Here is a 25068-nt window from a genome sequence, read left to right on the forward strand (position 1 = left end):
TCCGAGGCGTAGGTAGTGCTACCCCAAAGGCTTCGCGCAACGTTCGCGGTGCACCACCCCGGCCTGGCGACCTGTCATGTTGCGAAGTCTTTACTTCATCATAGTCAAATAACGGCGATGGTGGAGTCCGAGTTGACGAATCTTGCATCGATGCAACGCTTGTTTCCCGCTGCATTTCCTGCCGGATTTCGTTGTCAGCTTTTGGCTGATTTGGCTCGGCTTCGCCCCCGCGCGCGACGGGCCATTGACCATGCTTGTGACACACCTTACACCTTTCCTGCCATCCGTGCACAACCGGTTTTGTAACCATCGGCACGAAAGCCGGCACTGGTGCCGGCTTTCGGTTTTCCGCATTTTCTTACGCGTTGGCTCGCACTAGCACGCGGACAGTGCTGATAGCGGAGCCCTGATTCGCAGCCCTCAGAGCGTGCGCGCGACCAGTTCCTTCATGATCTCGTTGGAGCCGCCGAAGATCTTGCTCACGCGTGCGTTCGCGTACATGCGCGCGATCGGGTATTCCAGCATGTAGCCGTAGCCGCCGTGCAACTGCAGGCACTCGTCGATGACCTGGCAGTTCTGTTGGGTGCACCACCATTTGGCCATGGCCGCGGTGGCCGCGTCGAGCTTGCCGTCCATCAGACGCAGCATGCAGTCGTCGACGAAGGTCGCGGCAATGGTGGCCACGGTCTTGCACTCCGCCAGCTTGAAGCGTGTGTTCTGCAAGTCGGCCAGCGGCTGGCCGAACACCTTGCGCTCGCGCACGTATTCGGTGGTCAGCTCGATGGCGCGCTGCATGGTCGCCACCACCCCGAGCGCAATAATCATGCGCTCCTGCGGCAGTTGCTGCATGAGTTGGTAGAAGCCCTGGCCTTCCTGCGTGCCGAGCAGGTTCGAGCACGGCACCAGCACGTCGTCGAAGAAGAGTTCGGCGGTGTCCTGGCCCTTCTGCCCGATCTTTTCCAGAATGCGGCCGCGACGGAAGCCCGGCAGGTCGCGCGTCTCCAGCATGACCAGTGACACGCCGCGCGAACCGGCTTCAGGATCGGTCTTGACCACCACGCAGATCAGGTCGGCGTGATATCCGTTGGTAATGAAGGTCTTTGCACCGTTTATGCGATAGCAATCCCCGTTCTCGGTCTTTTCCCGCACCGCGCGGGTGCGTATCGCTTTGAGGTCGGAACCGGCGCCAGGTTCCGACATGGCGATGGCGCCCACCAGTTCGCCGCTGGCCATCCGCGGCAGCCATTGCTGCTTCTGCGCCTCGGTGCCGTAGTTGAGCAGGTAATGTGCCACGATGCCGCTGTGCACGTTGTTGCCCAGGCTGGTACAGACCGCCCGCGACATTTCCTGGGTGATGATGGCCTCGTGGGCAAAGGTGCCGCCGCCGCCGCCATATTCCTCGGGGATGCTGGCGCACAGCAGGCCGATCTGGCCGGCGCGGCGCCACATGTCGCGGTCGATATAGCCCTGCCCGGCCCAGCGGGCCTCGTTGGGGGCTAGTTCGCGCTCGACGAAGCGGCGCACGGTTTCCTGGAACATCTCCAGGTCTTCGGTCATCCAGGGGGTCTGGCGTGCGGCAGGCGCCGCGTTCTGGTCGTGGGATCCCATAGGGTGTTGATATCAGGGTAAACGTGAAAATAAGCAGGCAAGCGGCGACCTGCTGCCGGCGCCTGCCTATATAGGTAAACAATGAATCGGCCGCTGCGACCGATGCTGCGGAGCAGCATGGCCGGCCCGGCCGCTCAGTCCGGCCAGCGGTAGCGCAGCGGCTCCTTGGCCATGAAGCGGTCGGCGGCCTCCCGGCGGTAGGCGGTGGAAAAGGCAATGCCCTGCCCGTCCGCTTCCATCGCCAGCATGGTGTGCAGGTCCTGGTTCAGGGATGCGTTCAGCGCCTGCTTGGTCAGGCCCACCGCCACCGGCGAGGCCTCGGTGAAGGCATGCGCCAGCGCCCGCGCGCGTTCCTGCAGGCTGTCCGCCGGCACGATTTCCATGGCGATGCCAAGGTCTTGTGCGGCCTGGGCGTTCAGCTCGCGCATCGAGAACATCAGCGCCTTGGCCCGCTGCAGGCCGATCATGCGCGGCAGCGTGTAGAACACGCCGCAGTCGGGGACCAGCCCCATGCGCAGGAACGGCAACCCGAAGCGCGCGCGCGGCGTGGCCAGGATGATGTCGGCCGTCAGCGCCAGGCTGAAGCCCGCGCCATAGGCCGCGCCGTCCACCGCGGCGATGACCGGCACGTCGAGCTGGATCAGGTCTTCCAGCCAGCCGTGCACCTTCTGCAGGCGTTTGCGGCCCTGCTCGGCATGGATCTCGACCTGCATCGAGCTGATGTCGCCGCCCGACGAGAAATCGGTGCCGGCGGCGGTCAGGATCAGGGCGCGCACGCTGTCGTCGGCGCGTACCCGGCGAATCACTTCGCCGATCTCGTCGCGCATGGCCAGGGACAGCGCGTTCTTGCGCGCCGGCGAGTCCAGCGTCAGCGTGGCGACGCCGTCCTCGACGGCAAAGCGGATGGTTTCCATCAGTTGGCTCCAGCAGGCGGTTTCAGTCGAGCTGGATATTGGCGTCGCGCACGATCCTGGCCCACTTGGGCGTGTCGCCGGCAACCACGGCCGCCAGTTCCTGCGGCGCGGACCCGACCGGCTGCAGGCCCATGCCGGCCAGCTTCTGCGTCACTTCAGGCAGCCGCACGATGCGCGCGGTCTCGGCCGCCAGCTTTGCCGTCACATCCCTGGGCGCATTGGCCGGCAGGAACAGCGCGAACCAGCCGTTGGGCTCGAACCCCGGCAGGCCGAGTTCGGTAAAGGTCGGCACATTGGGCAGCGCCTTGTAGCGCTGGGTGCCGGTGATGCCAAGGATCTTGAACTTTTGGCTGCCCAGGTACGGATTGGCCGAGGTCACGTCGACAAAAGCGCTGTCCACCTGGCCGCCGAGCAGGTCGCTCATCAGCGGCGCCGCGCCCTTGTAAGGGATATGCGCGATCTCGATGCCGGCCTGCTGCCGGAGCAGTTCGCCGTGCAGGTGCGACGAGGTGCCGTTGCCGTAGGAGCCATAGCTGAGCTTGCCGGCCTTGGCCAGCGCCAGGAACTCGCGCATATTGTTGGCCGGCACCCGGTTGGGCACGACAAACAGGTCGGACGACTTGGCGATCAGCGAGACCGGCGTGAAATCTTTGGCCACGTCGTACGGTGTGCGCTTGTACAGGGCCGGCGACTGGATCAGCGCGGTGATCGCCAGCAGGAGGGTGTAGCCGTCGGCCGGCGCCTTGGCGACGGTGTCGTTGCCGAGCATGCCGCTGGCGCCGGGCTTGTTTTCCACCACCACGGCCTGGCCCAGGCTTTCGGCCAGGCGCTGGCCGATCAGGCGGCCCACGGTGTCGGTGCCGCCGCCGGCCGGGTACGGCACGATCATGCGGATCGGCTTGCCGGGGTACGGCTGCTGGGCGAAAGCCTGGCCCGCGCCGCCGAGGATGGCCGCGCCGGCCAGGGTGCTGGCCTGTGCCAGCCAGTTGCGTCTGCTTTGCTGCATGCTGTCTCTCTCTTTCTTGATGGCCCGGCTGGCGTCAGGCGCGCGGGTTGTCCACTTGCATTTCGCGCTCCTGCAGGGCGCGCCACAGGATCTTGCCGGTGGCCGACTTGGGCAGCGCGTCGACCACGTCGACGATGCGCGGCACCTTGTACGCGGCCATATGCTCGCGGCACCAGGCCATGATGCGCTCGGGGTCGGCTTCGGCCGTGCCGCGCGCACTCGGGCGCAGCGCCACCACGGCCTTGACGGTCTCGCCGCGGCGCTGGTCGCGCGCCGCGATCACGCAGGCTTCATGGATGGCGGGATGGCCGTACAGCAGGTTCTCCACCTCGGCCGGCCAGACCTTGTAGCCGGAGGCGTTGATCATGCGCTTGAGGCGGTCGCGCATGAAGAAGTAGCCTTCCTCGTCCATGAAGCCGAGATCGCCGGTGCGCAGGAAGCGCTTGCCGCCAAGCTCGATGAAAGTGGCCGCGTTGGCGTCCGGGTTGTGCCAGTAGCCCTGCATCACCTGGCCGCCGTGGACCACGATCTCGCCGGTCTCGCCGCAGGGCAGTTCCTGCAGGTTCTCGGGATCGACCACGCGCGCATCCACGCCGAAGGTGGCGATGCCCAGGCATTCGCGCTTGGGCTGGTTGCGCGGGTTCGACAGGATGAAGGCCGCGGTCTCGGTCATGCCGTAGGCCTCGACATAGGGCAGGCCAAAGCGCTCCTGCAGCATGTTGGCCACTGCCTCCGGCATGGCCGCGCCGCCGCCGCCCACGTAGGCCAGGCTCGACAGGTCGCGCGCGTCGATGCCCGGCTGCGAGAAGAAGTCGACCATCATCGCCGGCGGCGCGCCCCAGACCGAGACGCGGTAGCGCTCGATCAGGTCCGCGGCCAGGGCGCGGTCCCAGCGCGGCATCAGCACCACGGTGGCGCCCAGGTAGAGCGGCGAATTCATGCAGTTCTGCATGCCCAGCAGGTGGAACATCGGCGCCACCGCCAGCACCACCGACTCAGGGGTGGCGCCGCGCCAGATGACCGAGCCCGCGGCCGCGGTCATCAGCGTGCCGTGGGTGTGCATGCAGCCCTTGGGATTGCCGGTGGTGCCGGAGGTATAGGCCAGCATGCACAGCGTGTCGTAGCCCGCCTGGTGTGGCAGCGGCCGGTGCCCGGCCGCGCGGGCGGCGTCCCAGGCCACCGGCATGGCGCCGGACGGCGCGGCCTGCGGCGCGGGCGCCGGTTCGCGCAGCCAGGCCGGCACAGGCAGGCCGCCGTCGTCGCGCAGCATGCCGCCATAGTCATGCAGGATCACGTGGCGCAGCGCCGGGCCGTGCAGCGGCGCCACGCGCTGGTACAGCTCGCTGCCGGCAAAGGCGGCAACCGCGCCGCTGTCCTGCACCACATGGGCCAGTTCGGCCTCCAGCCACATCGGGTTGGCCGGCACCACCACGCCCTCGGCACGCAGGATGGCGTAGTAGGCAATGATGAACTGCGGGCAGTTCTGGCTGAACAGCACCACGCGGTCGCCCGGCTGGATGCCGCAGGCCTGCTGCAGGTAGCCCGCCATCCGTTCGATTTCATCCTGCAGCTGCCGGTAGGTGATCGCGGTGCCGAAATACTGGATCGCGGTCTTGTCGGGATAGCGGTGCGCCGCCGCCTCGACGTTGTAGAACAGGCTGGTGCGCGGCGCATGCAGCGTGGCCGGCAGGCCGGGCGGCCACGCGGGGGAACGGAACGGCTGGTTGGTACTGGTAGCAGGCTTCATTTGCAGCAATCGATACAGGTCAGTCGGGAAAAAACTCAGTCCAGGCGAATGTTGTTGGTGCGGATGACCTTGCCCCAGCGGACGTAGTCGGCCTGGACGGTCTGCGCGAACGCATCGGGCGTGCTGCCGGTCAGGACGATGCCCATCTCGTTCATGCGCTTGCGAATCTCTGGCTGGGTCAGGATGCGATTGACGTCGGCCGAGTACTTGTCGACGATCGCCCGCGGCGTGGCGGCGGGCAGGAACAGGCCGAACCATCCCAGCCCGTCCATGCCGGCAACGCCCGCCTCGCGAAAGGTCGGCACATCCGGCAACTGTGGCGAGCGGCTGCCGCCGGTCACCGCCAGCGCGCGCAGGCGGCCCGAGGCGTTGTGCGGCTTGGCACCCATCACCGAGATGATGGCGGACGGCACCTGCCCGCCCAGCAGGTCGTTCAGCTCCGGTGCCTCACCCTTGTATGAGACATGGACCATGTCCAGCCTGGCGGACTCCTTGAAGATCTCGCCATACAGGTGGCCGCTGGAGCCGGTGCCATACGAGCCGTAGGAGAACTGCCTGGGCCTGGCGCGGACCAGCTCGATGAATTCCTTCAGGCTGGTGGCCGGCACGGAGTTGTGCACGGCAAAGACCAGGTTGGTGGTGCCCAGCTCGGACACGGGGGCCAAGTCCCTGACCGGGTCCACCGGCGGCTTCGCGTACAGGCTGGGCGCCTGCACGAGCGTGGTGATCGTCAGCAGTGCGGTATGGCCGTCCGGCTCGGCGCGGGCCACGGCCTCGGAGCCGATCATGCTGCTGGCGCCGGGACGGTTTTCCACCACCACCGGGCGCGACCAGGCCTTGCCGAGCCCGTCGGCAATGGCACGCGCCAGCACGTCGGTGGCGCCGCCGGCCGGGTACGGCACGACCAGGCGGACTGTCTTCGACGGGAATTGCCCCTGGGCGAAGGCGGCACTCGCACCCAGCCCCCCGGCCACGGACAGCAACCCGGCCCCGAGGCGCCACAACGCACTACGACGATTTGCCTGCATGTGTTGTCTCCATTGGTGTTCTTGTCAGGCGGGATGGGGGTGTTTCCCCGATTTCTGGTCCCGTCCGGGCCGGGGTACCGGCCTTGTATAGGTCTCAGCCGGAGAGTGCGCGATGCTGCGGCGCGTGGACAATGACCAGACGAACCAAAATGATTGGCCGAATCGCTCAGGCGGAAGGCAGGCTTTGGCAAATCCCGATTGTGCGGCGCGGTGGCAGCTTGCTAAGGTGGCGAAACGATGTGGCGAAACGTCCGGGAAAGCCCGCGGAACCAGCCTTTCCGCGGTGCCGGCGCCGGCGTGTCACCCGTGACGAGGAGACCCATGCACACCGCTGTCCTGTCATCGCCGCGCCCGCCCGTGCCGGGCAAGCCGCACCTCGCCGGCGGCGCACTGCCGCCCGCGCTCGGGCTCCCGCCTGCCTCCGGCCGTGCCCAGGCCGCGTCCCAGGCTTCGGCGCGCCATACCATTGCGATCCAGCATGTGGATCACATCCTGCTGGGCCCGCGCCGGCTGGGCCACGACGTGGCCGCACTGCTGCGCCGCGCCGGGATTTCGCAGGCGCTGCTGGCCTCGCCCAGCGCCCGGGTCACGCAAGGCCAGTACGCCGCGCTGATCCGCACGCTGCGCCGCGTCATGCGCGACGAACTGTGGGGGCTGCTGGAGCGGCCGGTGCCCCCCGGTGTGTTTGCCCAGGCATGCCGAGACCTGGTCCGCTGCGCGACCCTGGAGGACGCCATCCGCGCAGGGCTGCGCCTGTACCGCCTGCATATCGACGCCTTCTCGCCGCGCCTGCATGTCAGCGCCGACGGCAAGGCCGCCACCGTGGTCCTGCATCCGCGCGCGCCGGCCTCGGCCTGCCGCAGCTTTGCCGAATCGACGTTCGTGTTCCATGCCTACGCGCTGCTCAGCTGGCTGGTCGCCGGCCATATCCCGCTGGCGCGGGTGGACCTGAGCGCCGCCCTGTCCCAGGGCGGCCCGGAGACCGAGCGCGTGTTCAAGACTGCCGTGCATTACGGCCAGCCCTTGTCCGCGCTGCATTTCGACGCCGCCAGCCTGCGCCTGCCGGTGATGCAGGACACCGCCAGCCTGCGCGAATTCCTGCGCGAGACCCCGCGCAACCTGCTGGTCCGCTACCGCGACAACAGCTGCCTGGCCGAACGCATCCGGCAGCACCTGCGCTCGCACCTGGACGGCGAACTGCCCTCGCTGGAGCAGATGGCACAGTTGCTGCGGCTCACGCCCCAGACCCTGCGCCGCCGCCTGCGCGACGAGGGGCGCGGCTACCAGGCCATCAAGGACAGCCTGCGGCGCGATGTGGCCATCGGCATGATGGAGCGCCCCGGCATGACGCTGCAGGACGTGGCGCTGCGGCTCGGCTTCTCCGAGCCAAGCACGTTTCACCGGGCATTCAAGAAATGGACGGGCGTGGCGCCAGGGGAATACCGGATGCGGGGGATGCGCGCGGAGGCCGCGCCGGCTGCCTAGGGCAGCGCTTATTCCAGCTGGATTTCGCCATCGAAGCGCGTCTGGAGCCTGACCGCCGCCAGTTCAAGCGTCACCGACACCGGAAATCGCTCGTTGCCGGCGATCGTGCCGTCGGCCAGGGCCTTGGCAATCGCCTGCTCGATCTCGCGCTGGGAGCTGACGCCGACCACCTTCAGGAACTTGCGGATACTGAGGTTGAAGGTCTCTTCGTTCATGGCTGTCTCCGGGGGACAGCGGCTTGCGGCCGCTACCCAGACAGCCTAGGCGATGGGGGGACTTTGTGCAGACGCCCCGCGGTGCAGCCGGATCGAGCAGGTGCCCGGCAGTTGCCTGCCAGGCACCCGCCACCTGTCAGACCACGCCTTGCTCGCGCAGCCTGGCGATGCGCCCGGCCGACAGCCCCAGCACCGATTCCAGCACCTGCCGGGTGTGCTCGCCCAGCCGCGGCGGCGGTGCGTCGTACTGCACCGGGGTTGCCGACAGCCGCAACGGGCTCTTGACCGTCGGGCACAGGCTGCCGTCCTTGCGCACCAGGTCGACCTGCAGCTCGCGATACCGCACCTGCGGGTCTTCCAGCACCTGGCCGTAGTCGTTGATCGGCCCGCACGGGATGCCCTGCGCTTCCAGCGCCTGCACCCAGTGCGCCGTCGGCCGGGTACGCATATGCGCCTCGAGCAGCGGCACCAGCGTGTCGCGGTGGATGATGCGGCCGGGGCCGGTGGCGAAGCGCTCGTCGGCGGCCAGGTCGGGACGCTCGACGCCGCGGCAGTAGGCCTGCCACTGCCCGTCGTTGCCTGCCGCCACGATCATGTGGCCGTCTGCAGTGGCGAACACATGGTAGGGCACCATGTTGGCGTGCGCGTTGCCAAAGCGCGGCATGGCCTGGCCGGTTACGCGCTGGGCGATGATCGGCGTGGCGCCGACCGCCACCACCGCGTCGAGCAGGGCCATGTCGATATGCTGGCCCTCGCCGGTGCGTTCGGCATGGCGCAGCGCGGCCAGCACCGCCACGGTGGCATACATGCCGGTGAAGATGTCCACCACCGCCACGCCCACCTTCTGCGGCCCGCCGCCGGGCAGGTCGTCGCGCTCGCCGGTGACGCTCATCAGGCCGCCCAGGCCCTGGAAGATGAAGTCATAGCCGGGCTTGTGCGAGTTCGGGCCGGTCTGGCCATAGCCCGTGATCGAGCAATAGACGATGGACGGGTTGATCGCCTTGAGGCTGTCATAGTCCAGCCCGTAGCGCTTCAGGTCGCCGACCTTGTAGTTCTCCAGCACGATCTGCGACTTCGCGGCCAGCTCGCGCACGAGCTCCTGCCCCTCGGGGCTGGCGATATCCAGCGTGACCGACTGCTTGCCGCGGTTGGCGCCGGCAAAGTAGGTCGCGTCGCGCGACGGCTGCCCGTCCGCGCCGGGCAGCCAGGGCGGCCCCCACGAACGGGTGTCGTCGCCCGCGCCGGGCCGCTCCACCTTGATGACTTCGGCGCCCAGGTCCGCCAGGTTCTGCGCGCACCAGGGACCGGCCAGGATGCGCGACAGGTCCAGCACCCGCACGCCGGCCAGCGCGCCGCGCGCCGGGGCTTGGCCGCCCGCCATCAGATCGGGTCCCAGCTGATCACGTCGGGCGAGCGCTCCAGCTTGAAGAAGCTGTTGCGCATGGCCGGCATGGCGATCTCGGCCACCGACTCGGGCGTCCAGCCCTCGCTCATATGGACCGAGCGCACCGGGCGCGGCTGGCTCATCAGGATGATCTCGTTGGCGCGCACCGCGAAGATCTGGCCGTTGACTTCGCTGGCAGCCGGGCTGGCCAGGTAGACCGCCACCGGCCCGATCTTGCCGGCCTCCATCTTCTGCAGCTTGGCCACGCGCGCCTTCTCTTCCGGGGTTTCGGCCGGGATCGAGCTGGTCATGCGGCTCCAGGCGAACGGCGCGATGCAGTTCGAGCGCACGTTGAAGCGCTGCATATCCAGCGCGATCGACTTGGACAACGCGGCGATGCCCAGCTTGGCCGCCGAGTAATTGGCCTGGCCCAGGTTGCCGATCAGGCCCGAGGTGGAGGTCATGTGCACGAAGGCGCCGCTCTCCTGGTCCTTGAAGTAGTTGGCCGCGGCGCGGCTGACGAAGAAGGTGCCGTGCAGGTGCACGTCGATCACGGAGCGCCACTCTTCTTCATTCATCTTGAAGAACATGCGGTCGCGCAGGTTGCCGGCGTTGTTGACCACGGCGTCGATGCGGCCGAAGTTGTCCAGCGCGCATTGCACGATGGCATTGGCACCGTTCCAGGTCGACACGCTGTCGGTATTGGCCACGGCTTCGCCGCCGGCGGCACGGATTTCCTCGACCACGCGCTGCGCGGGGCCGGCGTCGCCGCCCTCGCCGGTCATCGACACGCCCAGGTCGTTGACCACCACCCTGGCGCCCGCGGCGGCCATTGCCAGCGCAATGCCGCGCCCGATCCCGCCACCCGCGCCCGTCACCAGCGCGACCTTGCCTGCCATCAAACCGCTCATTGCGATGCTCCTCTGAATACTTTTTGTGCGGTCACCGACCGCAAACCCGGTGAACACCCCTGCGCCGCGGGCCCATGGCCCGCCGCTGCGGTCAATCCGGATGTCCACGCCGCAGTGGATACGATAAATTGACGACCAAGACTTTGGAATTCACGAATCACAAAACTGGCCTTTGGCCTGACGGAAGCCCATGCATTACGACCTGACCGACCTCCGCCTTTTCCTGAATGTCGGCGAGACGGAGAACCTGACCCGTGCGGCCGAGCGCAGCTTCCTGTCGCTGCCCGCTGCCAGCACGCGGATCAAGCAACTGGAAGAGGCGTTCCAGACACAATTGCTGATCCGGCAGGTCAAGGGCGTGCGTCTCACGCCGGCGGGCGACGCGCTGCTGCGCCACGCGCGCGAGGTCTTCCGCGAGCTCGAATGCCTGCACTCAGACCTGCGGCCCTATGCCAAGGGGGTCAAGGGCCGGGTACGGCTGCTGGCCAATACCACCGCCACCAACTCCTTCCTGGCCACCGGGGTATCGCGCTTCCTGAGCGAGAACCCGGACGTGGACATCGAGCTGGAAGAGCACCTGTCGCAGGAAATCGTGTCGGCCATCAGCGCCGGCGCCGCGGACCTTGGCATCGTCGCCGGCGAGGTCGCCACCCAGGACCTGGACGCGATGCACCTGTGCAGCGACGAGCTGATCGTGATCGCGCCCGTCAACCATCCGCTGCCGGCGTTCAAGCGGCTGCATTTCGCCGACCTGCTCGATACCTGCCGCTTTGTCGGCCTGAACCAGTTCAGCGCGATCCAGTCGTTCCTGGACCGCATTGCTGGCGGCATGGGCAAGCGCATCAGCCTGCGCATCCAGGTCGGCAGCTTCGACGCGGTATGCCGCATGGTCGAAGCCGGCGCTGGCATCGCCATCGTGCCCAACAGCTGCGCGCGCCGCTACGCCAGCCGCAAGGTGCTGCGCTTTATCCAGCTGGAGGACGAATGGGCCAAGCGCGAACTGCGCCTGGTCCGCCGGCCCGGGCGCGAACTGCCCCAGTTTGCGGAAACCTTGATCCAGTACCTGGTCGACGCGGCGCGCGAGCCGGTGTAAGCGCGCTCAGCGAGATCAGTGAGATCGGCGAGGCTCAGCCGCCAGCCAGCCCGCCGGCGTGCGCCAACAGCCCCGCCAGCGGGTGCAGCGACACCACCAGCGCCAGCAGCAGCAGGCCCATGGCGAACACGCCGGGCCAGCTGGTGCGGCCGCAGCGGGCCAGCGAATCGTTCACCAGTTCGGGCGAATAGTGGTACTGGCGCAGGCGCCGGATGGTGGCTTCGGCATGCCACCGGTAGAGCTCGTTGCCATACATGCCCAGCAGCAGCGCCATGGCATACAGCAGCGGCCGGCCCGCCATCGGCAGCTTCAGCCCGAACAGCGCATGCAGCACCGGCTCGGCGCCGACGATGAGCGCATAGACTCCCACCTGCCAGTACATGCGCCGGTAGGCCATCCAGAACGGGCCCAGCAGGCAGGCCGCCCAGTTCCAAGACATGCCGCCGCGGGTCTCGGCCAGGGACCAGCGGCCGCTGTAGTACGCGTAACGCGGGCCCACGAATGCGGCCATTGCCGCGTCGTCACGGATCGATGCTGTCATGCCAACCTCCTCCTGCTCTGCCGCGGCTGCGCCTTTAGATCACCGCGCAGCCCGTGCCACAGCATAAGGGCGCGTCGCGCGCGGGCGGCGTGCGCTGGCGCGCATTGCCGTCGGAAATGGCAGATATTGGTAGGCAAGCGCACAGACCGGCGCATGCGGCCTCGTCTCCCCGCTTCCGGCCCAGCTAAGCCGCTCTTTTGCAAATCCGAATTTCAGCATGCCGGGGGCTCGGGAATAATGGTCCCAGTTCAAATTGACCCGGGGCTAGCCCATGCACGCACACCAGGATCCAGACCAGCTCTACCCCGAAATCCGCGAGGCGGTGCGCGATCTCTGCGCCGGCTTCGATTCGGCATACTGGCAACGGGTGGAAGAGCAGAACGCATTCCCTGAAACCTTTGTCCAGGCGCTGACCCAGGCGGGCTGGCTGTCGGCGCTGATCCCGGAGGCCTATGGCGGCTCGGGCCTGTCGCTGACCGCGGCCTCGGTCATCATGGAAGAAATCAACCGCAGCGGCGGCAATTCCGGCGCCTGCCACGGCCAGATGTACGTGATGGGCTGCCTGCTGCGCCACGGCTCCGAAGCGCAGAAGCAGCGCTGGCTGCCGGGCATCGCCTCGGGCGACCTGCGCATGCAGTCGATGGCCGTGACCGAGCCCACCACCGGCACCGATACCACCAAGCTGAAGACCACCGCGGTGCGCCAGGGCGACAAGTACATCGTCAATGGCCAGAAGGTGTGGATTTCGCGCGTGCAGCACTCGGACCTGATGCTGCTGCTGGCGCGCACCACGCCGCTGGACCAGGTCAAGCGCAAGTCGGAAGGCCTGTCGGTGTTCGTGGTGGACCTGCGCGATGCCATCGGCAAGGGCCTGACGGTCAAGCCGATCCGCAACATGGTCAATCACGAGACCAACGAGCTGTTCTTCGACAACCTTGAAGTCCCCGCCGAAAACCTGATCGGCGAGGAAGGCCAGGGCCTGAAGTACATCCTCGACGGCCTCAACGCCGAGCGCATCCTGATCGCCGCCGAATGCATCGGCGACGGCTACTGGTTTGTCGAGCGCGCCAGCAACTACGCGCGCGACCGCATCGTGTTCGACCGCCCCATCGGCCAGAACCAGGCGGTGCAGTTCCCGATCGCACGCTCCTATATCAACGTCGAGGCCGCCAGCCTGATGCGCTACAAGGCCGCGCAGCTGTTCGACGCCGGCAAGCCGTGCGGCAAGGAAGCCAATATCTCGAAGCTGCTGGCCGCCGACGCCTCTTGGGAAGCGGCCAACGTCTGCCTGCAGACGCACGGCGGCTTCGGCTTTGCCGCCGAGTACGACATCGAGCGCAAGTTCCGCGAGACGCGCCTGTACCAGGTGGCGCCGATCTCGACCAACCTGATCCTGTCCTACGTGGCCGAGCATGTGCTTGAGCTGCCGCGTTCGTTCTGAGAACCCTACATGTCCCTCTCCCCCAAAGGCATCCGTCCGCTCGACGGCATCCGCGTGGTCTCGCTCGAGCACGCCGTGGCCGCGCCCTTCGCCACGCGCCAGCTGGCCGACCTGGGCGCGCGCGTGATCAAGGTCGAGCGCCCCGGCGCGGGCGACTTTGCCCGCGGCTATGACGAGACCGTGCACGGCCAGGCCTCGCACTTCGTCTGGCTCAACCGCGGCAAGGAAAGCCTGACGCTGGACCTGAAGCAGGAAGCCGCGCAGACGGTGCTGCACCAGCTGCTGGCCGACGCCGACGTGCTGGTGCAGAACCTGGCCCCGGGCGCCGCCGCGCGCATGGGCCTGGACTTCGACACCCTGCACGCGCGCTACGGCAAGCTGATCGTGTGCGATATCTCGGGCTATGGCGATGCCGGCCCCTATCGCGACAAGAAGGCCTACGACCTGCTGATCCAGGCCGCGGCCGGCCTGATCGGCATCACCGGCGGCCCGGACGAGCCCTCGCGCGCGGGCATCTCGATTGCCGACATCGCCGCCGGCATGTACGCCTATACCGGCATCCTGTCGGCGCTGCTGCAGCGCGGACGCACCGGCGAAGGCGTGCGCGTGGAGGTCACCATGCTCGAATCCCTGTCCGAATGGATGGGCTACGCGCTCTACTTCGGCCACTACGGCGGCACGCCGCCGGCGCGCTTCGGCGCCTCGCACCCGGCCATCGCGCCGTATGGCGTGCACCGCACCGGCGACGGCGGCAGCGTGATCTTCGGGCTGCAGAACGAGCGCGAATGGCGTGCCTTCTGCGAGAAGGTGCTGGAGCAGCCCGAACTGCTCCAGGATGAGCGCTTCGCCACCAACTCCGGCCGGGTCAGGAACCGCCCTGCGATGACCCAAATCATCGAGCAACGCTTTGCCTCGATGACCGTATCGCAAGCCGAGGCGCTGCTGGACGCCGCCCAGATCGCCAACGCGCCGATGAACGATATCGAGGCCGTCTGGAACCACCCGCAACTGGCCGCCCGCAACCGCTGGCGCGAGGTTGCGGTGCCCGGCGGCACCATCGGCGCGCTGCTGCCGCCGGCCAACCTGTCGGGCGTGGAACCGGTGATGGGCGACGTGCCCGCGCTGGGCGCGCACAGCCGCCAGATCCTGGCCGAGCTCGGCTACGCCGACAGCGACATCGCCGCGCTGGCGGACAAGCAGACCATCTGAGCCAATGCCGGCGCCCATGAAGACCGGGCGCCTTTTCCTTTCCGCAAGTCCCTATTCAATCTCCGGAGCCGGCATGAGCCAACCCGCAGACACCACCTACCCGACCCGCCAGCTTTGCGATTTCCTGGCCAACCTCAAGCTGGCCGACGTGCCCGCGCCCGTGGTCGAGCGCACCAAGGACCTGTTCCTGGACTGGATCGCCTCGGCCATCGCCGGCAAGGACGCCCCGGCCGTGCGCCGCCTGCAGGAATTCGCCGCGGCCATGGGCCCGGCGCAAGGCGATGCCGAAGTCCTGGTCGACCGCCGCCGCACCTCGCCCTACTTTGCCGCGCTGATCAACGGTGCGTCCTCGCACGTGGTCGAGCAGGACGACGTGCACAACGGCTCGGTGCTGCACCCGGCCGCGGTGGTGTTCCCCGCCGTGGTGGCCGCCGCGCAAGCCGAAGGCAAGACCGGCGCCGAAGTGCTGCTGGCCTCGATCGCCGGCTATGAGGCCGGCATCCGCATCGGCGAGTTCATGGGCCGTTCGCACTACCGCGTGTTCCACACCACCGGCACGGTCGGCACGCTGGCCGCCGCCGCGGCCGTGGCCAAACTCTACGGGCTGGATGCCGAAGGCATCAACCAGGCGCTCGGCTCGGCCGGCACGCAGGCCGCGGGCCTGTGGGAATTCCTGCGCGACGCCGCCGACTCCAAGCAGCTGCACACCGCCAAGGCCGCGGCCGATGGCCTGCAGTCGGCCTGGCTCGCGCGCGCCGGCTTCACCGGCGCCAGGCAGATCCTGGAAGGCGCACAGGGCATGGCCGCAGGCATGTCGAGCGATGCCAACCCCGCCTGCCTGACCGACGGCCTGGGCACACGCTGGGCCACCGCCGAGACCTCGTTCAAGTTCTTCGCCTCGTGCCGCCATACGCACCCGGCCGCCGACGCGCTCAAGGCGCTGATGCAGCGCGAAGGCATCAGCGCCGACCAGGTCGCCAGCGTCACCACGCACGTGCACCAGGGCGCCATCGACGTGCTTGGCCCCGTGGTCAACCCCACAACCATCCACCAGGCCAAGTTCTCGATGGGCACGGTGCTGGGGCTGGTGGCCGTGCACGGCCATGCGGGCCTGGGCGAGTTCGAGCAGCATGCGCTGCAGGACCCGAAGGTGGCCGCCTTCCGCGGCAAGGTCGACATGGAACTGGATGCCGAGATCAATGCCGCCTACCCGCGCCAGTGGATCGGCCGCGTGACCGTGAAGACCAACGACGGCCGCACCCTGGCTGCGCGCGTCGACGTGCCCAAGGGCGATCCCGACAACACGCTGTCTCGGCCGGAGCTGGAAGCCAAGGCGCTGCAGCTGGGCGCGTTCCGCCACGGCGCGAGCGAGGCCGAGATGCGCGCCATCATCCAGCGCGTCTGGGCGCTGGAGCAGGCCCCGAATGTCAACGACTGGCTGCCCGCAGCACGCTGAGAATCCCGCCATGCCTACTGCAGTCACCTACCTGTTCGTGCCGGGCGACCGGCCGGAACGCTTTGACAAAGCCGCGGCCGCGGGCCCGGATGTGCTGATCCTGGACCTGGAGGATGCGGTCCATCCGGAGGCCAAGCCTGCCGCGCGCGAAGCCATCGCCGCGTGGCTGGGCGGCCGGCCCGCCGCCAACGCCTTTGTCCGTATCAACGACAGCGCCTCGCCCGCCTTTGCCGCCGACCTGGCCTGGCTGCGCGCGCTGCCGCCCGGCACCGCGCTGGCCGGCCTGCTGGTGCCCAAGGCCGAGGATGCCGTGGCACTGGCCACCATCGCGCAGGCCCTGCACGCGATCAACCCGCAGGGCGAAATGGTCGCCATCATCGAGACCGCGCTCGGCCTGCACCAGATCGACGGCGTCGCCACGGCCACCGGCGTCGCGCGCCTTGCCTTCGGCTCGCTCGACTATGCGGTCGACCTGGGCTGCAGCCACACGCGCGACGCGCTCGCCTTTGCGCGCGCGCGCATCGTGCTGGCCTCGCGCGTGGCCGGGCTGCCGCCGCCGGTCGACGGCGTGACCACCGCACTGAAAGACGAAGCCGTGCTGGCCAGCGACGTCGCCTATGCCCGCGAACTCGGCTTTGCCGGCAAGCTCTGCATCCACCCGGCGCAGCTGGGCGCGGTCCGCGCAGGCTTCCTGCCCAGCCCCGAGCAGCTCGACTGGGCCCGGCGCGTGCTGGACGCCACCGCCGGCGGCAGCCACGCGGTGCAGGTCGATGGCAAGATGGTCGACCGGCCCGTGATCGAGCAGGCCCGCCGGCTGCTGGCGCTGGCGCAATAGCCCGCCGTCCGACAACCTTCACGCACTACAAGGCTTACTGTCATGACTGACGCCACTGCTGAACTCGAACGCCTGCGCGGCTGGATCGGCCGCAGCGAATCGCGCACCGAAACGCTGTCGCCGGAACCGGTCATCGGGCTCGCCGCCACCTTCGACCTCGACCCCGAGGCAGTTGCCGCCGGCCCGCTGCCGCCGCTGTGGCACTGGCTCTACTTCCTGCCGCGCGCACCCCAGCGCGACATCGGCCGCGACGGCCATCCCACCCTCGGCGGCTTCATGCCGCCGGTGCCGCTGCCGCGCCGCATGTGGGCCGGCAGCGAGCTGACCTTCAGCCATCCGCTGCATATCGGCGATACCGTCACGCGCACCTCCACCATCAAGGACGTGCAGTACAAGACCGGCCGCACCGGTGAACTGTGGTTTGTCGCCGTCGACCACGAACTGACCGTCAACGGCAAGACCGCGGTCAACGAGCGCCACGATATCGTCTACCGCGCCATGCCCGACCCGACCAAACCGCAGCCGCCGCGCCCCCGACTGGAGCAGACCGCGCAATGGCAGCGCACGCTGCAGGCGGACCCGGTGATGCTGTTTCGCTATTCGGCGCTGACCTTCAACGGGCATCGCATCCACTACGACCGCCAGTACACGCGCGACGTAGAGGGCTACCCCGGCCTGGTGGTGCACGGGCCGATGCAGGCCATGCTGATGCTGGACCTGGTGGCGCGCGAGCAACCGCAGGCGTGCGTGCGCCGCTTCGGCTTCCGCGGGCTGGCGCCGCTGTTTGACCAGGACACTATCATCGTCGGGGGTGCGGCTGATCCGGCGCAGGCTGGGCGGCTGGTGCTGTGGACGGGGGATGATGCGGGCGGGCAGGCGATGCAGGGGTGGGCGGAGGTGGAGGGGTAAGAGGTAAGGGCCGCGGATACGTTTGCCAGGGTTGCGCCGCGCCGCTACTGCGTGCCCCTGGCTTACCGGCCGATTGCCAGGCGCACGGGCTTGCCAATGCGGCTCAACATCTCAACCAATGTGTCGATGGTGAATTTGGCCGTCTTTCGGTTCACTACGTCCGACACGCGCGGACGAGACACCATCAGGATCTCGGCGGCCTCTGCCTGTTTCAGGTGGTGTTGCTCAATCCATGCCGCCAGTTCGGCCATGCTGCCAAACTCCACGTAGCGGACTATTGCGGGCTCGGGCCACGACTTGGCGAAGGCGGCGGGGCTCCTGCTCGTTGGCTTGCTTGGGTATGTCGGTCGGGTTCGATGTTGTCGTAGGTTTTACCGCCTGGTTCCGCCCTGCTGGGCGGGTCACTTTTTGTCCGAGCGACAAAAAGTAACCAAAAAACGCGTCGCCTCTGGCGGCTGGCCACCAATTCCTCGGCGATGGTGGTTCGAGCGGTGGTGATTTCCGTTCGGTGGGGTTGGTGGTTCAGGCCTGCTACGCTCCCGGGATGTGCCTTGCGTCCAGGGACTATTGGACGAACCCGACTTTAGGCTGTTGGCAGCCTTCTAACGAGGTTATCGGTAGGACGCCTACGGCTGCGCTGCGCGCACTCAGTATCGCAGGTCGGGGGCTCGGGCACGGAGTGCGTCGCTGCGCTCGCACGTCGTTGTCGACAATGATGCCGGGCCAAAGAAAAAAATCAGGACGTGGCCGCTGGTTCTGCCACGTTAGGGCGTGCGCGTAGCGCAGCCGAAGGCGTCCGACCGACGCCGTGCTTAGCAGGCTGCCAATAGCCTAAAGTCGGGTTCGTCCAATAGTCCGTTGATGTGGGCACAGACAGGGTGCGTAGCAGGGTCGAACCACCAACCCCATCGACCGGAAATCACCGCCGCTGGAACTACCAACGCCGAGGAATTGGTGGCCAGCCGCCTGAGGCGACGCGTTTTTTGGTTACTTTTTGTCGCTCGGACAAAAAGTGACCCGCCCAGCAGGGCGGAACCAGGCGGTAAAACCTACGACAACATCGAACCCGACCGACATAACCAAGCTAACGGGCAGGAAGCCCAGCCCCCTCCCCCCTCAATCCGCCTGAATCTTCGCCGTCTTCACCACCCCACCCCACAACGCCAGTTCCCGCTGAATCCGATCCCCCAGCGCCTTGGGCGTGCTGATATTGACGTCATACCCCCCAGCCGCCATCCGTTGCCGGAAACCAGCATCCTCCCCCGCCGCCTTCTGCGCCTTGACCAGCTTGTCCACCACATCCGCCGGCAGCTTCTGCGGCCCCACCAGCGCATACCAGCCGGTCAGGTCATAGTCCTTCTGCCCCGACTCGATCATGGTCGGCACGTTCGGCAGCGCCTGGTTGCGGGTCTTCGACGTGACCGCCAACGCGCGCACCTTGCCGCCGTTGATATGGCCGATGGCCGTGCCGGTGATATCGAACATGAACGTGACTTTGCCGCTCATCACATCGGCCATGGCCGGCGCATTGCCCTTGTACGGCACGTGCAGCATCTTCACGCTGTTCATCTGCGCCAGCAGTTCCGCGGACAGGTGATTGGACGCCCCCACGCCGGCGGAGCCGAACGAGACCCCTTCCGGATGCTTGCGCGCGTAATCGACCAGCTCGCCCACGTTCTTCGCCGGGAAATCCTTGTTCACCAGCAGCACGTTGGTGTAGTCGGTAATCAGGCCGATATAGGTGAAGTCCTTGACCGGGTTGAAGTTGACCGAGTGCTGGATCAGCGGGGTCATGGTCATGGTCGGGCTGGCGACGAAGTACAGCGTGTAGCCGTCCGGCGTCGCCTTGGCCGTCATGTCGGCGGCGATCGCGCCGCTGGCGCCGGCGCGGTTGTCCACCACCACCGGCTGCTTGAGCACGCGGCCCAGTTGCTCGGCATAGATGCGCGCCGCGGTATCGACCGGGCCGCCGGGCGCGTAGCCCACCAGCAGCTTGACCGGCCGCGACGGATAAGCGTCCGCGGCCCATGCCGCGCCCTGCAGCAGCAGCGTGGTGGTCAGCGCTGCCAGTGTCGTCCATGTCTTCATCGTTGTCTCCTCCAGGTATGGCTGTAGTGCCCCGGGGCCGGCAGGCCCGCCGGGCGTTTAGTCGAGCATGGCGCGCAGCGGCTGCTTGAGCAGCTTGCCGCTCGCCGTGGTCGGAATCACGTCGACGGTGCGGACCTCGGCCGGGCGCTTGTACGGGGCCAGGCTGTCGCGCAGGTAGCTGTCCAGCGCCTTGCGGTCGAGTGCGGCGCCGTCCTGCATTTCAATGAAGGCCACCACTTCCTCGTTGCCGTCGCCGGTGGTGCGTCCGACCACGGCCGACTGGCGCACGCCGGGGAAAGCGTTGATCACCGATTCGACTTCGATCGGGTAGACATTGAAGCCGGAGCGGATGATCAGGTCCTTGGAGCGGCCGGAGATGAACAACGCGCCGTCGGCATCCAGGTAGCCGAGGTCGCCGGTATTGAGCCAGCCGCCGGGCAGCAGCGCCTCGGCGGTCTGCTCCGGGTTGCGGTAGTAGCCCAGCATCACGCCCGGGCCGCGCACGCGGATCTGGCCGCGCTCGCCGGCGGGCAGCGGCTTGCCTTCGGCATCGGTGATCCCGATCTCCACGCCTTCGACGATATGGCCGGCCGAGCAGTCGGCGCGCGGCGCGTCCATGCGCGTGATGAAGAGCGAGCCGGCGTACTCGGTGATGCCGTAGCCGTGGTGCAGCGGCTGGCCGAACAGGGTCTCCACGTCGCGCTTGAGCGTGGGGTCGAGCGGGGCGCCGCCGGTGTAGAGATAGCGCAGGCGCGGATAGGCGCCGGCCTTCACCCCGACCGCGGGCGCCACGGCCATGATGCGCGTGAACATGGTCGGCACGCCCTGCAGGATGGTGACGCCGGGCGACACCAGCGCCTCGAACACTTCATTGGCGTCAAAGCGCGGGCGCAGGAACAGGCTGGCGCCGCCATACAGCGTGGCCATCAGCACCGTGGCGATGCCAAAGATATGCGACATCGGCAGCGCGCCGTAGGCCACGTCGGCCGGACCCATGGCGCGCGAGGTGGCAGAGATGCGCGCAAACTGGGTCAGGCCCGCATGCGGCACCATCACCCCCTTGGGCGCGCCGGTGGTGCCGGAGGTATAGATCAGCGTGGCGACGCGGCGGGCCAGCTCGGCCGGCTCGCGCCGCGGCGCGGTAGCCGCGCGCGCCACGCGCATGCCGGCATCGAACACCGTGCAGCCGGTGGCCTGCGCGCCCAGCCGCTCGCCGTGCGCCGCGGCCACGTCGGAGACATGGCCGGTGAAGAGCACCAGCACCGGCTGCGAATGATCGCGGATATTGTCGATCTCGCGCGCGGACAGGCGCGCATTGACCTGGATCGGCCAGGCATGCAGCAGGCTGCTGGCGAACAGCGTGACCACCATCTCGTTGCAGTTCTCGCCAACCACCATGACGCGGTCGCCCTCGCCCACGCCCTGTGCCGCCAGCCAGTCACGGGCGGCTTCGATGCGCCGCCACAGGTCGCCGTAGCTGATGACGGCGCCGTTCTCGTACAGGCACGGGGCCTGCGGCGTCTGCGTGGCCCAGTGGCGGGGGATCTCGTGGATATATTGCGGGCGAAAAGAAGACATGGTGCTGGTGGATCTCTCGATGCAGGCTGAGTCGGATATGCGGTGGAATGCACCCATCCGCATGAAACTGGCTGCATCAGTTTGCGGCAAGCCCCGCGCCGGAGCCATTTGGAATTCACTAAGGCCGTATTCGTCAACGCCACTGGCCCCACTGCCGTTCGCCGCGCCACCACCCGGCACAGGTGGTTCCGCCTCCACGAAGGACGGCTTTACCATTGATAAAGCAAGGAATCGCGCCCGGCCCCTACAATCGGCCGGCACAGTGAGGGCCGCGGCAATGCCGCATTGCACAATCCAGCTGCATGCAAGCGCCGCGCGGCCCGCGTACCACAGGGGACATTGAGATGGATTTGCGTTTCACCGCCGAGGAACAGGCCTTCCGCGAGGAGGTCCGCGCGTTTGCGCAGGCCAACCTGCCGGAAGACATCCGCAACAAGGTGTTCAGCCACCAGCGCGTGGAAAAGGACGACTACGTCCGCTGGCACCGCATCCTGAACGCGCACGGCTGGGGCGCGCCGACCTGGCCCAGGCAATGGGGCGGCACCGGCTGGACCGCGCTGCAGCGCCTGATCTTCGAGATCGAGACCTTCCGCGCCGGTGCGCCGCGCATGCTGCCGTTCGGCCTGACCATGATCGGCCCGGTGCTGATGAAGTACGCCAGCCCCGAGATGCAGCAGCGCTTCCTGCCGCGTATCCCCAATGTCGACGACTTCTGGTGCCAGGGCTATTCCGAGCCGGGCTCGGGCTCCGACCTGGCCTCGCTGAAGACCCGCGCGGTGCGCAAGGGCGACAAGTACATCGTCAACGGCCAGAAGACCTGGACCACGATGGCCCACTTTGCCGACTGGATCTTCTGCCTGGTGCGCACCGATCCCGAGGCCAAGGCCCAGGAAGGCATCTCGATGCTGCTGATCGACATGAAGTCGCCGGGCGTGACGGTACGCCCGATCAAGACGCTCGACGGCGGCCACGACGTCAACGAGACCTGGTTCGAGGACGTGGAGGTGCCGGTCGGGAACCTGGTCGGCGAAGAAAACCGCGCCTGGACCTATGCCAAGTACCTGCTCGGCCATGAGCGCACCGGCATTGCCGGTATCGGCCACTGCAACCGCGAGCTGCGCCTGCTCAAGCACTACGCCAGCCAGGCCACCGACGGCGCCGGCCGCCCGCTGATTGAAGACGTGCGCATGCGCGACAAGATTGCCCGCGTCGAGATGGACATCATGGCGCTGGAAATGCTGTTGCTGCGCGTCGCCACGCAGGCCGCCGGCACCCCTGGCCCCGAGGCCTCGATCGTCAAGATCCGTGGCTCCGAGGTGCAGCAGGACCTGGCCATGCTGATGATGGAAGTGGCCGGCCCCAACGCCTGGCCGTACTCGCCGGACTGGCTGGAGCCCGGCGCGGCGCAGCCGGTGGCAGGCCCCGACTGGGCCGCGCCCGCCGCCTCCACGTACTACGACATGCGCAAGACCTCGATCTACGGCGGCGCGACCGAAGTGCAGAAGAACATCATCTCCAAGATGATCCTGGGTTTCTGAAGGGATAGCTGACATGGACTTCACCTACAGCGAAGAGCAACAGATGCTGGCAGACAGCCTGCGTCGCTTCATCGATACCGAATACACCTTCGAGGCCCGCCGCAAGAGCGCGCGCGCGGGCGCAAGCCTGGATCGCGGCGTGTGGAACAAGCTGGCCGAAATGGGCGTGCTGGGCCTGACCGTGCCGGCCGACTTCGGCGGCTTCGGCGAAGGCGCCGCCAGCCAGCTGGTGGTGCAGCGTGAACTGGGCCGCGGCCTGGTGCTGGAGCCCGTCACGCCCAGCGGCGTGATGTCCGCCGCCATCCTCGCCGCCCATGGCAGCGCCGCGCAGAAGGAAGAATGGCTGCCCGCGATCGCCTCGGGCGAGCGCATCGTCACGCTGGCCTACCTGGAGCCCACCACCCGCTACCGTCCGGAATCGGCCCGCGCCAGCGCCGAGCGCAGCGGCGACGGCTATGTGCTGAATGGCACCAAGAGCGTGGTCTGGCACGGCGCCGCCGCCGATGCCTATCTGCTCACTGCGCGCGTGGCGGGCAGCAACGAGATCGCGCTGTTCCTGGTACCGCGCGACAGCAAGGGCCTGGGCGTTACCGCCTATCCCACCATCGACGGCCTGCGCGCCGCCGACCTGTCGCTGCAGAACGTCACCGTGCCGGCCAGCGCACTGGTGGGCCAGCCCGCCGACGGCCTGGCTGCGCTGGGCGTGGGCCTGGAACACGGCATCGCCGCGCTGTGCGCCGAGGGCGCCGGTGCGATGGAAAAGCTGATCCAGATCACTGGCGAGTATCTCGGCACGCGCCAGCAGTTCGGCAAGCCGCTGGCCAGCTTCCAGGCGCTGCAGCACCGCATGGCCGACATGCTGGTGCAGAAGGAGCTGGCGCTGTCGATGGCCTATGTGGCCGCCCAGGCGCTGGACGAGACCGATCCCGCCGCCCGCCGCCGCATGCTGTCCGCGGCCAAGGTCACGGTGGCCCGCGCCGGGCGCTTTGTCGGGCAGCAGGCCGTGCAGCTGCACGGTGGCATGGGCATGACCGATGAGCTGTCGGTGGGCGACTACTTCAAGCGCCTGACCATGCTGGACCAGTTGCTGGGCGACAGCGACTACCACCTGCAGCGCTTCGGCGAAGTGATGGAAGCCTAGTGAACGGCCCCCGGAAGTTGTCTCCGGCTTCCGGGAGGCGGTTCAAAGCGGGTTAGGGGGAGAAACACGGCAGCATGCAGGCATTGCCGGCAACCTGAGCCGCCGTGTCCCCTTGCGGATGCGTGGCTCAGAAGGCCAGCGGACGCTGCGCGGCATCCAGGCCGCCGTCGATGAACACCACGTTGCCATGGATGTAGGCCGCCTGCGGCCCGCACAGGAAGGCGATCAGCGCGGCCACCTCTTCAGGCTGGGCACGGCGCCCCAGCGGCGGCAGGAAATCACGGATGGCGTCGCCATAGCGCGGATCCTTCAGGCCGGCCTGCAGCAACGGCGTTTCCACCGCGCCCGGCGCGACCACGTTGAGGCGCACACCGGCCTGGCCCCACGCCGCCGCGCGTTGCCGCGCGGCCGCCGCCACCGCATGCTTGGAGCTGGCATAGGCGATATAGCCAGCCTGGTCGCGGGTGGCTTCCGCCGCCGCGGCGGCGTCCACCATCGCGCGCACGCCCGACTCGTCGCCGGCAAGGTAGGCATCGCGCAGCGGGCTGCCCTCCCAGGACTGAAGCGTGGCTGAATTGGACGACACCACCACGGCGCACGGCTCCGAGCCCTGGCGCAGTGCCTCGAACAAACCATCCAGCAGCGCCACCACGCCGAAGTAGTTGACCGATGCCACCAGCGTGGCGGGTTCGACATGCGGACCCAGGCCAGCGCAGCAGACCAGCTGGTCGATGCGGCCGCCCGAGCGCGACAGCACGGCGTCGATCGCGGCAGCGCGGCCCGGCTGGCTGGACAGGTCGGCAAGGATGTCGGCATCGCGCAGGTCGATGCCGATGACCCGGCAGCCGTCGGCAAGCATGCGCTGGCGCACGGCCGCGCCCATGCCCGACGCGGCACCGGTAATGACTACGGTTTTCATGTGCTTGGGTTCCGTGAAGGTT

Annotated in this window: 21 protein-coding genes and 1 pseudogene; 9 read left to right on the plus strand and 13 right to left on the minus strand. The window is 67.9% G+C overall.

All coding sequences use genetic code 11. The annotated features are described in order from the left end of the window. Positions 1-420 precede the first annotated feature (420 nt). From ACZ5MJ_RS22200 to ACZ5MJ_RS22220, 5 genes are all read right to left on the minus strand, one after another. On the minus strand, positions 421-1608 hold the full coding sequence (locus tag ACZ5MJ_RS22200; protein WP_464225809.1) for an acyl-CoA dehydrogenase family protein: 1188 nt from the start codon (positions 1606-1608) through the stop codon (positions 421-423). A gap of 134 nt (positions 1609-1742) precedes the next feature. Beyond that, entirely contained in the window at positions 1743-2522 is a 780-nt protein-coding gene (locus ACZ5MJ_RS22205) for an enoyl-CoA hydratase/isomerase family protein (RefSeq protein ID WP_464225810.1), read from the minus strand. A gap of 22 nt (positions 2523-2544) precedes the next feature. Continuing rightward, the gene (locus tag ACZ5MJ_RS22210) at positions 2545-3528 is read right to left on the minus strand and encodes a Bug family tripartite tricarboxylate transporter substrate binding protein (protein WP_464225811.1); all 984 of its coding nucleotides are present in this window, start codon (positions 3526-3528) and stop codon (positions 2545-2547) included. Positions 3529-3562: 34 nt separating this feature from the next. Continuing rightward, the gene (locus ACZ5MJ_RS22215; RefSeq protein ID WP_464225812.1) at positions 3563-5275 is read right to left on the minus strand and encodes a long-chain fatty acid--CoA ligase; all 1713 of its coding nucleotides are present in this window, start codon (positions 5273-5275) and stop codon (positions 3563-3565) included. A 35-nt stretch (positions 5276-5310) separates the two neighbouring features. Next, entirely contained in the window at positions 5311-6303 is a 993-nt protein-coding gene (locus tag ACZ5MJ_RS22220) for a Bug family tripartite tricarboxylate transporter substrate binding protein (RefSeq protein WP_464225813.1), read from the minus strand. A gap of 321 nt (positions 6304-6624) precedes the next feature. Here ACZ5MJ_RS22220 and ACZ5MJ_RS22225 point away from each other — a divergent pair, with 321 nt between their 5' ends. Next, positions 6625-7788 (plus strand): AraC family transcriptional regulator, encoded by a 1164-nt coding sequence (locus ACZ5MJ_RS22225; protein WP_464225815.1) that lies wholly within the window; start codon positions 6625-6627, stop codon positions 7786-7788. An 8-nt stretch (positions 7789-7796) separates the two neighbouring features. Here the strand turns inward: ACZ5MJ_RS22225 and ACZ5MJ_RS22230 are convergent, their stop codons facing one another. From ACZ5MJ_RS22230 to ACZ5MJ_RS22240, 3 genes are all read right to left on the minus strand, one after another. Then, complete coding sequence (locus ACZ5MJ_RS22230) at positions 7797-8003, minus strand: DUF6494 family protein (RefSeq protein WP_464225816.1); 207 nt, start codon at positions 8001-8003, stop codon at positions 7797-7799. Positions 8004-8139: 136 nt separating this feature from the next. Then, the gene (locus ACZ5MJ_RS22235) at positions 8140-9384 is read right to left on the minus strand and encodes a CaiB/BaiF CoA transferase family protein (protein ID WP_464225817.1); all 1245 of its coding nucleotides are present in this window, start codon (positions 9382-9384) and stop codon (positions 8140-8142) included. Next, the gene (locus ACZ5MJ_RS22240; RefSeq protein WP_464225818.1) at positions 9384-10298 is read right to left on the minus strand and encodes an SDR family NAD(P)-dependent oxidoreductase; all 915 of its coding nucleotides are present in this window, start codon (positions 10296-10298) and stop codon (positions 9384-9386) included. The genes ACZ5MJ_RS22235 and ACZ5MJ_RS22240 overlap by 1 nt, the downstream gene beginning before the upstream one ends. A gap of 190 nt (positions 10299-10488) precedes the next feature. Here ACZ5MJ_RS22240 and ACZ5MJ_RS22245 point away from each other — a divergent pair, with 190 nt between their 5' ends. Continuing rightward, a complete protein-coding gene (locus ACZ5MJ_RS22245; RefSeq protein ID WP_432262098.1) occupies positions 10489-11391 on the plus strand; it encodes a LysR substrate-binding domain-containing protein in 903 nt (300 codons plus the stop codon). A 34-nt stretch (positions 11392-11425) separates the two neighbouring features. Here the strand turns inward: ACZ5MJ_RS22245 and ACZ5MJ_RS22250 are convergent, their stop codons facing one another. Next, the gene (locus ACZ5MJ_RS22250) at positions 11426-11932 is read right to left on the minus strand and encodes a DUF2628 domain-containing protein (RefSeq protein WP_464225819.1); all 507 of its coding nucleotides are present in this window, start codon (positions 11930-11932) and stop codon (positions 11426-11428) included. A 271-nt stretch (positions 11933-12203) separates the two neighbouring features. Here ACZ5MJ_RS22250 and ACZ5MJ_RS22255 point away from each other — a divergent pair, with 271 nt between their 5' ends. From ACZ5MJ_RS22255 to ACZ5MJ_RS22275, 5 genes are all read left to right on the plus strand, one after another. Beyond that, positions 12204-13373: an acyl-CoA dehydrogenase family protein gene (locus tag ACZ5MJ_RS22255; protein WP_464225820.1), complete on the plus strand. Its 1170-nt coding sequence runs from the start codon at positions 12204-12206 to the stop codon at positions 13371-13373. A gap of 9 nt (positions 13374-13382) precedes the next feature. Beyond that, positions 13383-14582, plus strand: coding sequence for a CaiB/BaiF CoA transferase family protein (locus ACZ5MJ_RS22260; protein ID WP_464225821.1), 1200 nt, complete (start codon positions 13383-13385; stop codon positions 14580-14582). A gap of 73 nt (positions 14583-14655) precedes the next feature. After that, positions 14656-16038 (plus strand): MmgE/PrpD family protein, encoded by a 1383-nt coding sequence (locus ACZ5MJ_RS22265; RefSeq protein ID WP_464225822.1) that lies wholly within the window; start codon positions 14656-14658, stop codon positions 16036-16038. 10 nt (positions 16039-16048) lie between these two features. Then, positions 16049-16873 carry an HpcH/HpaI aldolase/citrate lyase family protein gene (locus ACZ5MJ_RS22270; protein ID WP_464225823.1) on the plus strand — a complete coding sequence of 275 codons (825 nt, stop codon included), beginning with the start codon at positions 16049-16051 and terminating at the stop codon, positions 16871-16873. A gap of 42 nt (positions 16874-16915) precedes the next feature. Then, positions 16916-17782 carry an HTD2 family dehydratase gene (locus ACZ5MJ_RS22275; protein ID WP_464225824.1) on the plus strand — a complete coding sequence of 289 codons (867 nt, stop codon included), beginning with the start codon at positions 16916-16918 and terminating at the stop codon, positions 17780-17782. 62 nt (positions 17783-17844) lie between these two features. Here the strand turns inward: ACZ5MJ_RS22275 and ACZ5MJ_RS22280 are convergent. The 3 genes and pseudogenes from ACZ5MJ_RS22280 to ACZ5MJ_RS22290 form a co-directional block, all read right to left on the minus strand. Continuing rightward, positions 17845-18033: pseudogene (locus ACZ5MJ_RS22280) on the minus strand (helix-turn-helix domain-containing protein); the annotation flags it as partial. A gap of 865 nt (positions 18034-18898) precedes the next feature. Next, positions 18899-19870 (minus strand): Bug family tripartite tricarboxylate transporter substrate binding protein, encoded by a 972-nt coding sequence (locus ACZ5MJ_RS22285; protein ID WP_464225825.1) that lies wholly within the window; start codon positions 19868-19870, stop codon positions 18899-18901. Positions 19871-19927: 57 nt separating this feature from the next. Next, the gene (locus tag ACZ5MJ_RS22290) at positions 19928-21448 is read right to left on the minus strand and encodes a class I adenylate-forming enzyme family protein (protein ID WP_464225826.1); all 1521 of its coding nucleotides are present in this window, start codon (positions 21446-21448) and stop codon (positions 19928-19930) included. Between the two features lie 344 nt (positions 21449-21792). On the opposite strand from ACZ5MJ_RS22290, the gene ACZ5MJ_RS22295 reads away from it, so the two are divergent. Further along, complete coding sequence (locus ACZ5MJ_RS22295; RefSeq protein ID WP_464225827.1) at positions 21793-22986, plus strand: acyl-CoA dehydrogenase family protein; 1194 nt, start codon at positions 21793-21795, stop codon at positions 22984-22986. Between the two features lie 13 nt (positions 22987-22999). After that, complete coding sequence (locus ACZ5MJ_RS22300) at positions 23000-24127, plus strand: acyl-CoA dehydrogenase family protein (RefSeq protein ID WP_464225828.1); 1128 nt, start codon at positions 23000-23002, stop codon at positions 24125-24127. Between the two features lie 127 nt (positions 24128-24254). On the opposite strand, the gene ACZ5MJ_RS22305 is transcribed toward ACZ5MJ_RS22300, so the two are convergent. After that, positions 24255-25046, minus strand: coding sequence for an SDR family oxidoreductase (locus ACZ5MJ_RS22305; protein ID WP_464225829.1), 792 nt, complete (start codon positions 25044-25046; stop codon positions 24255-24257). Between the last annotated feature and the right edge of the window lie 22 nt (positions 25047-25068).

It is taken from the genome of Cupriavidus sp. LA-1 (assembly GCF_055385985.1).